14 protein-coding genes are annotated in these 11979 nt (G+C 66.4%); 10 read left to right on the top strand and 4 right to left on the bottom strand.

The features are described 5' to 3' along the window. The first annotated feature begins 67 nt into the window (after nucleotides 1-67). Complete coding sequence (locus AT701_RS26030) at nucleotides 68-808, top strand: TMEM165/GDT1 family protein (RefSeq protein WP_003896727.1); 741 nt, start codon at nucleotides 68-70, stop codon at nucleotides 806-808. Nucleotides 809-866: 58 nt separating this feature from the next. On the opposite strand, the gene AT701_RS26025 is transcribed toward AT701_RS26030, so the two are convergent. Continuing rightward, nucleotides 867-1160 carry a DUF4193 domain-containing protein gene (locus tag AT701_RS26025; RefSeq protein WP_029104487.1) on the bottom strand — a complete coding sequence of 98 codons (294 nt, stop codon included), beginning with the start codon at nucleotides 1158-1160 and terminating at the stop codon, nucleotides 867-869. A 337-nt stretch (nucleotides 1161-1497) separates the two neighbouring features. After that, nucleotides 1498-1821 (bottom strand): hypothetical protein, encoded by a 324-nt coding sequence (locus AT701_RS26020; protein WP_003896725.1) that lies wholly within the window; start codon nucleotides 1819-1821, stop codon nucleotides 1498-1500. Nucleotides 1822-2082: 261 nt separating this feature from the next. Between AT701_RS26020 and AT701_RS26015 the strand changes: the two genes are divergently transcribed. From AT701_RS26015 to AT701_RS26000, 4 genes are all read left to right on the top strand, one after another. Continuing rightward, nucleotides 2083-2385, top strand: coding sequence for a hypothetical protein (locus tag AT701_RS26015; RefSeq protein WP_223495757.1), 303 nt, complete (start codon nucleotides 2083-2085; stop codon nucleotides 2383-2385). A gap of 108 nt (nucleotides 2386-2493) precedes the next feature. Next, a complete protein-coding gene (locus AT701_RS26010) occupies nucleotides 2494-3195 on the top strand; it encodes a GNAT family N-acetyltransferase (RefSeq protein WP_003896723.1) in 702 nt (233 codons plus the stop codon). 127 nt (nucleotides 3196-3322) lie between these two features. Beyond that, a complete protein-coding gene (locus AT701_RS26005) occupies nucleotides 3323-4120 on the top strand; it encodes a GNAT family N-acetyltransferase (RefSeq protein ID WP_011730471.1) in 798 nt (265 codons plus the stop codon). A 484-nt stretch (nucleotides 4121-4604) separates the two neighbouring features. Next, complete coding sequence (locus AT701_RS26000; RefSeq protein ID WP_011730470.1) at nucleotides 4605-5945, top strand: hypothetical protein; 1341 nt, start codon at nucleotides 4605-4607, stop codon at nucleotides 5943-5945. A 52-nt stretch (nucleotides 5946-5997) separates the two neighbouring features. Here the strand turns inward: AT701_RS26000 and AT701_RS25995 are convergent, their stop codons facing one another. Next, nucleotides 5998-6318 (bottom strand): hypothetical protein, encoded by a 321-nt coding sequence (locus AT701_RS25995; protein ID WP_003896720.1) that lies wholly within the window; start codon nucleotides 6316-6318, stop codon nucleotides 5998-6000. 162 nt (nucleotides 6319-6480) lie between these two features. Here AT701_RS25995 and AT701_RS25990 point away from each other — a divergent pair, with 162 nt between their 5' ends. The 3 genes from AT701_RS25990 to AT701_RS25980 all read left to right on the top strand — a co-directional run bounded on the left by AT701_RS25990 (nucleotide 6481) and on the right by AT701_RS25980 (nucleotide 9260). Then, complete coding sequence (locus AT701_RS25990; protein ID WP_011730468.1) at nucleotides 6481-6927, top strand: carboxymuconolactone decarboxylase family protein; 447 nt, start codon at nucleotides 6481-6483, stop codon at nucleotides 6925-6927. A gap of 156 nt (nucleotides 6928-7083) precedes the next feature. Next, entirely contained in the window at nucleotides 7084-8490 is a 1407-nt protein-coding gene (locus AT701_RS25985; protein ID WP_003896718.1) for an amino acid ABC transporter substrate-binding protein/permease, read from the top strand. Beyond that, nucleotides 8487-9260 (top strand): amino acid ABC transporter ATP-binding protein, encoded by a 774-nt coding sequence (locus AT701_RS25980; protein ID WP_003896717.1) that lies wholly within the window; start codon nucleotides 8487-8489, stop codon nucleotides 9258-9260. Before AT701_RS25985 ends, AT701_RS25980 begins: the two co-directional genes overlap by 4 nt. Here the strand turns inward: AT701_RS25980 and AT701_RS25975 are convergent. Then, on the bottom strand, nucleotides 9257-9985 hold the full coding sequence (locus AT701_RS25975; RefSeq protein WP_174519618.1) for a DUF3060 domain-containing protein: 729 nt from the start codon (nucleotides 9983-9985) through the stop codon (nucleotides 9257-9259). The genes AT701_RS25980 and AT701_RS25975 overlap by 4 nt on opposite strands. 98 nt (nucleotides 9986-10083) lie before the next feature. Here AT701_RS25975 and AT701_RS25970 point away from each other — a divergent pair, with 98 nt between their 5' ends. Beyond that, the gene (locus tag AT701_RS25970) at nucleotides 10084-10911 is read left to right on the top strand and encodes a peptidoglycan recognition protein family protein (protein ID WP_058126874.1); all 828 of its coding nucleotides are present in this window, start codon (nucleotides 10084-10086) and stop codon (nucleotides 10909-10911) included. Between the two features lie 157 nt (nucleotides 10912-11068). Beyond that, nucleotides 11069-11962: a PDDEXK-like endonuclease domain-containing protein gene (locus tag AT701_RS25965; protein WP_014878294.1), complete on the top strand. Its 894-nt coding sequence runs from the start codon at nucleotides 11069-11071 to the stop codon at nucleotides 11960-11962. Nucleotides 11963-11979: the final 17 nt, after the last annotated feature.

Here is an 11979-nt window from a genome sequence, read left to right as displayed (position 1 = left end):
ACAGCCGTCAGGCTGCCGGTCGGAGGCATCTGCTTTCCGCCCGGGCAGCCCCAGAAGAAGGAGCCTCATGCTGGCCGCGCTGGCGCTGAGCTTCGGAGTCATCTTCATCGCCGAGCTCGGGGACAAATCGCAGCTCATGGCGATGACCTTTGCATTGCGTTACCGCTGGTGGGTTGTCCTCGGCGGCATCACGCTCGCGACCACGGCCGTCCACCTCATCTCTGTCGCGGTCGGCCATTACCTGGGAGCCGCGCTACCGACCCATCTGCTGGGCATCGTCGCGGGCGTCGCGTTCGTGTTCTTCGGGCTGTGGACGCTGCGCGGCGACCGCCTCTCCGAGGACGAGGCCACCCGGGCCCAACGCACGAGCGCGCCGGCGTTCTTCGCGGTCACCTCGGCGTTCCTGCTGGCCGAGCTCGGCGACAAGACGATGCTCGCGACCATCACCCTGGCAGCTGACAACGACTGGGTGGGGGTGTGGATCGGGTCGACCATCGGCATGGTGGCCGCCGACGCGCTGGCCATCGTGGTCGGGGCCATCGCCGGCAAGCATCTGCCCGAGCGGATGATCCAGATCGCCGCGGCGGTGCTTTTCCTCGGGTTCGGCTTCTTCATGCTGCTGGAGAACATCTGGCACGCGCCGGCTCTGCTGCTCGTGGCGGCCTCGCTGGGCATCGTCGCCGCACTGGCCGCGATGGTGTTCGCGCTGCCGGAGCGGTTGCGCCCGCAGGTGCTGCGGCGCTCGTCGGCTGCGGCGGACACAGAAGAAGACACCGGCCTACGAGAACCGGCCCAGCGCGAAGTGTGACGTTCAGTCGGCCCTCGCCGGGTCCGGCCTCGACGACCGGTGTCTTCTCAGATGCTGTTCAGACGCAGTCGACGCAGATCTGCTCGTTGCCGCGTTGCAGAGCCAGACGGTTCTGGTGCTGCACCAGGAAGCAGCTGGAGCAGGTGAACTCGTCCTGCTGCTTGGGGACCACCCGGACTGTGAGTTCCTCACCGGTGAGGTCCACGTCGGGGAGGTCGAATGAGTCGACGACCTCGTCCTCGTCGATCACCGCAGTGTCGGCGGACGCGCGTCGGGCGGCAAGGTCTTCGAGTGACTCGTCGGCAACCTCGTCGACCTCTTTGGTACGAGGCGCGTCGTAATCGGTAGCCATGGTCATCCTTCCTTTCTTAGGCCGGTGCTAGGGCAACGTCGCCGGAGCGCCCATTGTTCCCTGTCTCGTTGGTACATAAACGTCTTCTGTCAAATAACGTGTGACGACCCGCTTTGGGGTCATAAGTCAGGATCGCCTTGCCATATTCCTGATGTGCCGGGCGGATTCGGGGCGGTTCACGCAGCACACCGTAGGGCACGGGGGCATGTGACGCGGGACGCAGTGCGACTTCGGCCCCGGCGTGTCGTGCCCCGTAGCCCGGAAATGTGACCGGGAGCACGAATCCGCAGCCAAAGCTGTTGGTTTGACCGGCTATTCATCGTTCGGTTGTGAACAGCTACAGCCGGTCCATCTCCCGTGACATCGCCGCCTCCTCCATGAAACCCAGTCGTACGTGGGGCCTGTGGCGCTCGCGCCGGGCCGCGGTCCACGTCCGGGTTCGCGACACCAGACGCGATGGGGCCGACGCCACCCGCCACAGGAACCCGAGGCGGCGCGTCGGCCGGCCTGCGGCAGCAGCGGTGCTGAACAGCACCTGCTGCGGGGTGATCAGAACGGGGCCGTCGATGTTGGGCGGGCGGTCCCGATGGACCGGGTGCGGGCGCCGTGCGGCACGCGCACACGGCACAGCGGGCATGGACGGCACGGGGTGCTTGCTCATGTCGGACTTCTTTCGTTTGCGCCCGGGGGTGGATGACGCTTACAGAAGGAAAAACTATGGGGACGGGCCGTTTGATTCGCGCGTAGTGCACTACCTCTATGGGCAGCTATCCACGACGCTGATCTTGATGCTGGTGGACGCGTGAATTGGCCGGGCGGGCAAATCTTCTCGGAGATGCTGTGCCGTGTCTCAGGCGTCGATCTGCGGCAACTTGGAACACGTGGCAGGTAGCCCCTGTGGATGCTGAGTACAGTCTTCGGCGTGCATGAGGATTCCGCGGGACTGGATGCTGAGAACGCAGACGACATCGAGTTGGACGATTACGAAGCCGAACTCGACGACGAGGAAGCCAACGGCCAGGTGATCTCGATCCGCCGCGCCAACGGCGAGGAGATCGTCACCATCGTCGCCCAAGCCGACGAGTGGAATGTCGATCTGCAGCCCGGCGGCGCCGTGATCGGCGCGTTCCTCGGGTCGCGACGCGACACCCCGGTATGGGTCAACGCGCTCGAGAACGAGATCGAGCGCGACGAGGACGGCACATACGTCATCCGGATCGACTGACCGGGGGACAGCACTTCCTCCCGTTGTGACGCCGATCGGCCGACAGAAATCGACGCCCCCGTGCGTCACAGTCATGTCAGGCCGATCGGTCTGACGAACGGGGGTCTCATGAGCATCAACGCGGTCCGCACCGGCCACGAGCCTGCGAGCTACAGCGTGCGGCTGTCATCGGAGGTGGTCGAGGACGCGCTGCGGCTGCGTCACGAGGCGCTCGCCGGACACGGCCTTCCCGCGCCGGCGCTCGACGGTGACCGCTTCGACGAACACTGTCTACATGTCCTGGTGCGTGACGACGCCTCGGGCGAGCTGGTGGGCAGCTGCCGGATTCTGCCCCACGACGGCGCGACCGACGCCGGAGGGCTCTATCTCGCAACGGCATTCGATGTCTCGGCGCTCGATCCGTTGCGGCCGGCCGCCCTCGAATTCAGCCGGGCGGTGATCCGTCCCGGACACCGCAACAGCCGGGCCGCGCTCGCCTTGTGGTCGGGAGTGCTCGGGTACGCCGAGCAGCACGGCTACGCACACCTCGTGGGCAGTGTCCCGATGCCGCTGCACCCCGCCGGCGAGGTCCGCGCGATGCGCAACCTGCTGAGGCGCGAGCACGCGGCGCCCGGCCGCTACACCGTGCGCCCGTACCGGCCCGTGGTACACGATGCGCTGCACCTGCCCGGACACGAACCACAGTGCACGCTGCCCGAACCGCTGGCCGCGCAGGTTCGCCTCGGCGCCAGGCTGTGTGGTGACCCGGCGTATGACCCCGAGTTCGGGGTCGCGCACTTCCCGATGCTTCAGTTCCTGCGTCCGTCGTGAATCCGGTGTCCCCCGAACAGGGGACACCGGATTCATCCGTTCTCCCCGCCGATCGACCGACTGTCATGGAGTTCATTGTGCGCCACTGTGATTCCAGGTTGATTGTTCGTTCGACAGGAGGATCGCGATGGCCACCACCTACGTTCAGGTTCAGGCGGAACCCCTGACGGTCGCGCCGCGCTACAGCGTGCTGCTGTCCACCGACACCGAACTCATCGAGGCCGGGCAACGGCTGCGCCGTGAAGTGCTCACCGACGAGTGCGGATACACCGCCGCCGGAACCGGATTCGACGCCGACAGTTTCGACGACCACTGCGTACACGTGTTGGTGCGTGACAACCGCACCGAGGAACTGGTGGGCTGTGCCCGGATCCTGCCGACCGGCGGCGTGTTCGCCACCGGGGGTCTGTACGCCGCGAAATCCTTCGACCTCACGGCTCTCGACCCGCTCCGGCTGTCCCTGCTCGAATGGGGGCACGCCGTGGTGCGGGCCGATCACCGCAACGGCGCTGTCCTGATGATGATGTGGTCGGCCATCCTCGACTACGCCGATCGATATGGCTACGACCACCTCTTCGGCTGCATCACGGTGCCGACGCATCCGCTGGGCAGCGTTCCCGGCGCCCAGGTGCGTGCGGTGCGCGACTTCATGCGTCGCGACTTCGCGACGCCGGACTGCTACGCAGTGCACCCGTACCGGCCTGTGGTGATCGACGGCGTGCCCCTCGATGACATGCCCCTGGACACTGCAGCGGTGTCGGACTCGCCGGTACCCGCGCTGGTGCGCGGATACCTGCGCCTCGGCGCTCGCGTGTGCGGCGAACCGGCCCACGACCCGCTGTTCGGCGTCGCGCACTTCCCGACCTTGCTCAGGACGGGACGCTTCGACGGTGGCTCCGTGCTGAACCGCACTGACGGGTGGTGACGCGTCCTGGATGCGACGGAATCCGCGCTTTACAGATCGACTGAATGCGCCAGCGAATTGGACAAGATCGCCAATTTGTACAACGGACGTTGCTGGCGGTCCCATGTTCGTGGGGGTGACGCAGTTAGCTGGAACCGATGAATGTGAGGCGGTTCATAGTCATACCCGCAACGTGCGCCACACCATAGTCGCAGAACTTACTCAGGAGTAAGAAGCGGGACCCGGCCTCCCGTGCAACCGCGTGGCATCGCACGGTCCGGTCTGGCGCGACGTTGCCGGGTGGCTCGGTGGAAATTGCCTCAAGGGCGTTGCGGAATGGTTGCGCCCGCATGTGCAGCAGCTAACTTCGAATTGCTTCCCTATGTTCCGCTGGCGTAGACGCTGATCATGAAACGTGCTTCGTGACTTGCAATTTTCCTTTGCGAAAAACCTACTTGGGAGTAAGTTCTCCGCCCGGGGGTTTCACTCAGCAAAAGGAGAATCGATGCAACAAGCTGTTCGCTCCTACCTCACTGCGGGCGTGGCGTTCGCAGGAGCAGGCGTCATCGCGGTCAGTCCGGTGGCCCCGTTGCCACCGGACATCACCGAGCGCGCACAGTCGTCGGCCGGTGTCGCCCTGTCCGCTTTGGCCAACCCCATCGACGGCTACGCCGCGGCGTTCACCGCAGCCCTCAAGAACGCCGAGGCCCTGACCGCACGCATCGCCGCCGCTCCGGCGCCGATCCTGTCGAACATCGTGCGTAACCAGGTGAACAGTGCCGCGGGGGTGGCCACGTTCGCCGAGGTGTTCACATCCAGCGTCATCACCGCACTCGCCGACACCCCGGAACAGTTGCAGTCCGCGGTCGAGAAGTTCTCCGCAGGTGACGTCACGGGTGCGCTGGAGACCGTGCTGCAGACCGTCCTCGGGCCCGTCGTCAACGGTGTGGTCGACACCTTGCTGTTCAATCCCGACGTCTGGGCCGGCTTGCAGAACGCCATCCGCCAGCCCGTCGCCAATACGTTGTCGGTCATCGATCTGCTCGCCGAACCCGAGGTCTACAACGTCCTCGGCCCGTTGTTGGCGCCTGTCCAGTTGCTCACCGACCTCACCGACGCGGTCGGCGCGGCCGGTGACGACGTGTTCGCGGGGATCAAGACCGGCGACCTCGAGAAGGTTGCGAACGCGGTGATCAACCTCGGGCCGAACTTCACCTACGCACTGCTCAACGGCGCCCCGGGGATGCCGGGGTTCAGCGCCGGTCTCCTCGGGCCGCAGGGCGTGGTCGCCGGACTGCTCACCCTGCGGGACATGGTGGCGGACGCGATCGCCCCGGCGACCACCGCAGCCAAGACGGCGGCCGGCACGGCGGCCGTGGCCGAGCCGGCTGCGCTGACCAGGGCTTCGGTGACGCTGGATGTGCCGAAGGCGCTCGTGGGACCCGAGACACCCGCCGCTGGTGCAGTCACCACGCCGGCGGAGGCGACGACGGACGCCCCTGCTGCGGCCACGGACACCTCGACCAAGCAGGCACCGTCGGCGACTGACGCCGCGTCGGCGTCGGCCGCGAGCGAGGCCAAGCCGGTGGCCGACGACAGCGAGGAAGCCATCACGACCCCGGCCAAGCCCTCCACCGTGGCCAAGCCGAAGAAGGTCAACGCGGTCAAGGACATCCGCAACGGGATCCGTGGCGCCATCAAGAACGTCAGGAACGGTGTGAAGGATGCCGTGGCCGGGCTGAGTGGCAAGAAGGCCAAGCCGGCCAAGCCGGTCAAACAAGAATCCTCGACCAAGTCGGGTGGTTCGGAATCCGACGGCGGTGGCTCCGGCGGCGGCGCGGAGTAGACGCCGAGGTGGGCGCCGGGCCGCCGGCGCCCATTTTCGTTGTGCACCACCATCATCGCCGTGAGCAGTCGAGCGACACCGTGATGCTGCGCTGCACCACCACGGGAACCAGCCGGTCGCGACCGCGCGGGCCGTCGAACCGCACGATCCTGGTGCGCTCGCGCGGATTGCGGATTCCCGTGACCACGCACTGCTCGAGCGGTGCGCTTCCGACACGATCCACCCGCACATCGAAGCCCTGCGCCTCAAGCTGGCCGATGGTCAGGGCGGCGGACTCAGCGTGTGCCGGGGTGGCGAACGCGAGAAGTGCGCTCAGCGCTGCCGCGCCTGCTCCCGCTGCCGCGAAGGCCTGGCGTGTCCTGGTCGACGTCATGTGGACTCCTTGAGTTGGTGAGCCGGGATGATCGGCTCGAACGTTCGGCGTTTTCGGTATGTGTCGATCGTGTCGTCACGCGAGACCGGGCGCTTGAAGGCTGTGTGGAGATCAGCTGGAGATCGCCGGTAGGTCAGAACAGGTCGGTTCAGGAGGGAACACATGTCCAGTCGCCCGGCGCTCAACACCGCGTTGCCCGAGGCCTACAAGTCGGTGATCACGCTCAACGAGCAGTGCGAGAAGGCCGCCGCCGATGCCGGCGTCAGTCCGCTGGCCGTCGAACTGGTGCGGATCCGCGCGTCACAGATCAACGGATGCGCGTTCTGCCTGCGCATGCACGTGCGTGACGCGTTGGCCAAGGGCGAGAGCACCGACCGGATCGCCGTGATCCCGGCCTGGCGGGAAACCGCCTACTTCACCGACGAGGAACGCGCGGCGCTGGCGATCGCCGAGGAGATCACCGACATCTCGAACCCGCCACGGGCCTCGGATGCCGAACTGCTGACCGCGCTGAGCACACAGCAGGTCGCTGTGCTGAGGTGGCTCGCGGTGACCATCAACGCGTTCAACCGCATCGCGATCAGCAGTCACTACAAAGTCGGTCCCTGACGCGGCGCGCCGCCAAAACTCCCCGGGCGCTCCCGCGGTAGCGATACGGTGAAAAGTCCCGTGTCGCCGCCAAAAGGGGGTCCGAACATGCGCGCCAGACGGTCACAGCACGTTCACAGCCGAAGGTCGGGACCGCGAAATCCGTTCCGCCTGCTCATGCTCGCGGTCGCCGCGCTGGTGGGTCTGATCCCGATGGTGGCGCCTGCGACCGCGTCGGCCGAGGGCGAGACGTACGTCGTCGCAACCGACATCACGTTCGCGCCTTTCGAATTCCAGGACGCCTCCGGGAAATTCGTCGGCATCGACATCGATCTCATCAACGAGATCGCGGCCGACCAGAACTTCACCGTCACCATCAAACCGCTCGGCTTCGACGCCGCTCTGCAGGCCGTACAGGCCAATCAGGCCGATGGCGTCATCGCGGGCATGTCGATCACCGACGAGCGCAAGAAGGTGTTCGACTTCTCCGACCCGTACTTCGAATCGGGCGTCCAGATGGCCGTGCTGGCATCCGACGACGACATCAAGAGCTACGAGGACCTGCGTGGCAAGCGCGTCGCGGTCAAGAACGGCACAGAAGGCGCCGAGTTCGCCGAGTCCATCAAGGACAAATACGGGTTCACCACCGTCTATTTCGCCGATTCCGCATCGATGTTCGACGAGGTGCGCACCGGCAACTCGCAGGCGGTGTTCGAGGACTACCCGGTGCTGCAGTACGGCATCGCGCAAGGCAACGGCTTCAAGACCGTCACGCCCAAGGAGAAGGGCGCCAACTACGGCTTCGCGGTCAACAAGGGCCAGAATGCCGAACTGCTGCAGAAATTCAACGCCGGACTGGCGCAACTCAAGGAATCCGGGCGCTACGACGAGATCATCTCCACCTACCTCGGCGAGGAGGCCGTCGACAACGACAACTCATTCCTCGGCCTGCTCAAGAGCACGTTCCCCATCCTCATGATCGGCCTGCGGATGACGCTGATCCTCACGGTGGTCTCGATCGCCATCGCCCTGGTGCTCGGCGTCATCTTCGGCCTGCTGCGGGTGTCGCGGTCGGTCGTGTTGCGCGCGATCGGCACCACCTACGTCGACATCTTCCGCGGCACACCACTTCTGGTGCAGGCGTTCTTCATCTACTTCGGCATCCCGTCGGCGCTCGGATTCCAGATGTCGGCGCTCACGGCGGGCATCATCACGCTGTCGCTCAACGCGGGCGCCTACATGACCGAGATCGTGCGTGGCGGCATCCAATCGGTGGACAAGGGCCAGATGGAGGCCGCGCGCAGCCTCGGCATCGGGTACCTGCCCACGATGCGAAAAGTGATCCTGCCCCAAGCCATCCGGACGATGATCCCGTCCTACATCAACCAGTTCGTCATCACGTTGAAGGACACCTCGATCCTGTCGGTGATCGGCATCGCGGAGCTCACCCAGACCGGGCGCATCATCATCGCCCGCAACTTCCAGTCGTTCACCATGTGGCTGATCATCGGCATCATCTACTTCGTCGTCATCATGGCGCTCACCAAGCTGTCGGACCGAGTTGAAAAGAGGCTCGTGAAATGACCCAGCTCGTACCGGAATCCGCGGCCGCCGAGCCCGAGGGCACGGTCAAGATCCGCATCGAGAACCTCAAGAAGGCCTTCGGTGACCTCGTCGTGCTCGACGGCATCACCACCACCGTGAAGAAGGGCGAGGTGGTGTGCGTCATCGGACCGTCCGGATCGGGGAAATCGACGTTCCTGCGGTGCCTCAACAAGCTGGAGGACATCACCGACGGCAAGGTGGTGGTCGACGAGTTCGACCTCACCGACCGCAAGGTCGACCTGGACAAGGTCCGTCAGCGCATCGGGATGGTGTTCCAGCACTTCAACCTGTTCCCGCACATGACGGTGATCGACAACATCACGCTGGCACCCCTGCTCACCAAGAAGATGGACAAGCCCGCGGCCGAGAAACGCGCGATGGAACTGCTCGGGCAGGTCGGGCTGGCCGAGAAGGCTCACGTCAAACCGGCCACGCTGTCAGGTGGGCAGAAGCAACGTGTGGCGATCGCGCGGGCGCTGGCCATGAACCCGTCGATCATGCTGTTCGACGAGGCCACCAGCGCGCTGGACCCCGAGATGGTCGGCGACGTCCTCGAAGTGCTGCGCGATCTGGCCGAGGGCGGCATGACGATGGTGGTCGTCACACACGAGATGGGCTTCGCACGCGAGGTCGCCTCGCGCGTGATGTTCATGGCCGACGGCAACATCGTCGAGGACGACACCCCCGCGGAGATCTTCGACAACCCCAAACATCCGCGGCTGCAGGACTTCCTGTCGAAAGTTCTTTAAGGCGCGCGTCTCTCGACCGTGTTGTCCATACCGGACTTCGTGATCTCGGGTTCACCGGACGAATACGTCACGCGATTCTCGAATCCGGAGACGCCGATGGTGTCGGCCTCGTCGACCTCGATGACGTTGCGGATCCCCGAGATCGTGACGGCCGCACAGTGTCCGGTGATGGTGATGGTGTTCTCGACGCCGCTGACCATCACCGTGCCGCCGTCACACGTGACCTCGCGGTCGTTGCTCGCACCCGCGACGTTGATCACCTCGCCAGGTCCCGCGACCGACGGGGTCTCGATCGCGGGGAAGACCGGGTTGGACGGCGGTGAGTACGGGAGGGCCGGGCGCCCGGCGGGATTGTCCGCGACGGGCTGCAGGCTGCTGGTGACCGTGTTGGTGAACATCAGGAAAGCCGCGATGCCCGTGGTGATCAGGAAGACCGCCACCGCCACGAGGATCATCAGGATGCGTCCGGTGTGCGCCACCGGAACGTGTTGGCGCGGTGGCGCGGGGAAGTCCTCGGCGTACCCGGGCCACGGAGCAGGCGGCCCCGGTGGCGGCGGCGGATACGCGGTGCCGAAGGTCTGGGTCCACGGCTGAGTGGGTGGCGGCGGTGGCGGGGCCGGTGGGGCGTGCCCCTCGTCGGCTCCGGTGCCGAGTTCCTTCGCGCGCTCTGCCAGCGAACGTTCGAGGTCGCGGATGCGGGCCTCGGGGTCGTCCTGCGGGTCCATGCGCAGATGCTCGCACATCCGTGGCCGTCCGGTGCGGAAAGTGCACCGGCCCGCGTAGCCTCGGTCGTGAACCGGCTTTGCAGGGGAGGGGGCTGCCGTTGCCGCAGACGGGACCGTGGACCGGCGATCCGGTGTGGCTCGCGGACGTGCTGCGCGCCGAGGGCGTCAACCTCGTCGAGTATCCCGGCTGGCGTACCCGTGGACACGGTGACTTCAAGGACATCCGTGGTGTCATGGTGCACCACACGGGATCCGACACGGCGACCGCGGCCTCGATCGCCAACGGCAGGCCCGACCTGCCCGGTCCGCTGTCGCAGCTGCACATCGCGCGCGACGGCACCGTCACGATCGTCGCGGTGGGTGTCGCGTGGCATGCCGGGGTGGGGATGTACCCGTGGATCCCGGCCAACATGGGCAACTGGCACCTGATCGGCATCGAGTGCGCGAACACCGGTACCAGTCCCACCGCGCCGCACCGCCAGAACTGGCCCGACGCACAGTATTTCGCGATGGTGCGCTGCTGCGCGGCGATCAACCGCAGGCTCGCGCAGACCTCGGCGCGCACGATCGGCCACAAGGAGTACGCCGGTCGCGCACAGGGTAAGTGGGATCCCGGGGCCATCAACATGGACATCCTGCGTGCCGACATCCAGAACCAGATCGGCGTTCTGGAGGCACCCGCGCCCACGCCCCGGCCGCGAGTCCCGGTGGGGGAGTACATCGACGTGCTGCTCTACCGGCCCATGGAAGGTGCCGAGGTCGCCGAGTTGCAGCGTCGCCTCAACGCTCTCGGGGCGGACCTGGTCGTCGACGGGATCTTCGGCCCGCTCACCGAGGCCGCGGTCCGCGACTTCCAGCGTCGTACGCCCGGACTCAAGGTCGACGGCATCGTCGGCCCCGCAACCGCCGCTGCGCTGGATCTCTGATTTTCGCCGAGCGTGCGGTTTCATACGCGACACGCCGCGGATGGCGTATGAGGTCGCACGCTCGACACCCTGTGGACGGCGAGGGGGCTGTGGATAACCCCGCTGGAGGCGCCTCTGGCACTCTCCGGATGTCGGGGTGGGCTGTGACCGTCCGGGCATGCAGACAATCGACTGGCCGTTTCGCGCCGTGGAGGCACTCGAAGCAGGGGCGCTGACGTTCCGCGAACTGCGGCGATTCCACACCGCGGTCTACCCGGGGGTGTGGGTGCCGCGCGAGGCGGAACTCTCACCGGTGCAACGTGCCCGTGCGGCGTGGCTGTGGTCAGGGCGGGCCGGTGTGCCAGCCGGGCTCTCCGCGTCGGCGATGCTGGGCAGCAAGTGGATCGACCAGCGCGATCCGGCAGAGTTGATCCACACCAATCGTCGGCCGCCCCGCCTGCTGACGGTGCATTCGGACACGTTGTCGGACGGCGAGACCCAGGTGATCGACGGGATGGTGGTCACCACGCCTGCGCGTACGGCGTTCGATCTGGGCCGGCGGCTGCCGTTCGTCGACGGCGTGCAGCGCATCGACGCGCTCATGAACGCCACGCACGTGAAGGTCGAGGAGGTACTGGCGCTCGCCGAGGGATATCGAGGTGCCCGCGGAGTGCGGCGGTTGCGGCTCATCCTGGAATACGTCGACGGCGGTGCGGAGTCACCATATGAGTCTTCGACGCGAATCATGCTGGTGACCAATGGCTTCCCCGAACCCGAGACGCAGATCGAGGTGGCCGACGCGTCGGGGACGGTGTTCGCGCGGCTCGACATGGGATGGCCCGAGTACCGGGTGGCGGTGGAGTTCGACGGCGCGCAGCACTGGACGGACAGCGAGCAGCGCAGCTGGGACATCGACCGGCAGGCGATGCTCGAAGCCCTCGGGTGGACTGTCATCCGCGTGAGCGCGGGCCTGCTGCACGGGCGGCGGCAGGTTGTTGTCGATCGTGTGCGTGCGGCGTTGCTCGCCCGGGGTTGCCGGATGGGGCCCGGCCGCGCCGAGCGTGCGTTCTGATCCGCGTTGGGCGGCGT

It is taken from the genome of Mycolicibacterium smegmatis, assembly GCF_001457595.1.
Lineage (GTDB): Bacteria > Actinomycetota > Actinomycetes > Mycobacteriales > Mycobacteriaceae > Mycobacterium > Mycobacterium smegmatis.
This window is presented reverse-complemented; position numbering and strand designations above follow the sequence as displayed.

Excerpts from the sequence above, each read along its gene's own strand:
- AT701_RS26030 (WP_003896727.1), top strand. The coding sequence starts at position 68 with ATGCTGGCCGCGCTGGCGCTGAGCTTCGGAGTCATCTTCATCGCCGAG.
- AT701_RS26025 (WP_029104487.1), bottom strand. The coding sequence starts at position 1,160 with ATGGCTACCGATTACGACGCGCCTCGTACCAAAGAGGTCGACGAGGTT.
- AT701_RS26020 (WP_003896725.1), bottom strand. The coding sequence starts at position 1,821 with ATGAGCAAGCACCCCGTGCCGTCCATGCCCGCTGTGCCGTGTGCGCGT.
- AT701_RS26010 (WP_003896723.1), top strand. The coding sequence starts at position 2,494 with ATGAGCATCAACGCGGTCCGCACCGGCCACGAGCCTGCGAGCTACAGC.
- AT701_RS26005 (WP_011730471.1), top strand. The coding sequence starts at position 3,323 with ATGGCCACCACCTACGTTCAGGTTCAGGCGGAACCCCTGACGGTCGCG.
- AT701_RS26000 (WP_011730470.1), top strand. The coding sequence starts at position 4,605 with ATGCAACAAGCTGTTCGCTCCTACCTCACTGCGGGCGTGGCGTTCGCA.
- AT701_RS25995 (WP_003896720.1), bottom strand. The coding sequence starts at position 6,318 with ATGACGTCGACCAGGACACGCCAGGCCTTCGCGGCAGCGGGAGCAGGC.
- AT701_RS25990 (WP_011730468.1), top strand. The coding sequence starts at position 6,481 with ATGTCCAGTCGCCCGGCGCTCAACACCGCGTTGCCCGAGGCCTACAAG.
- AT701_RS25985 (WP_003896718.1), top strand. The coding sequence starts at position 7,084 with ATGCTCGCGGTCGCCGCGCTGGTGGGTCTGATCCCGATGGTGGCGCCT.
- AT701_RS25980 (WP_003896717.1), top strand. The coding sequence starts at position 8,487 with ATGACCCAGCTCGTACCGGAATCCGCGGCCGCCGAGCCCGAGGGCACG.
- AT701_RS25975 (WP_174519618.1), bottom strand. The coding sequence starts at position 9,985 with ATGGACCCGCAGGACGACCCCGAGGCCCGCATCCGCGACCTCGAACGT.
- AT701_RS25965 (WP_014878294.1), top strand. The coding sequence starts at position 11,069 with ATGCAGACAATCGACTGGCCGTTTCGCGCCGTGGAGGCACTCGAAGCA.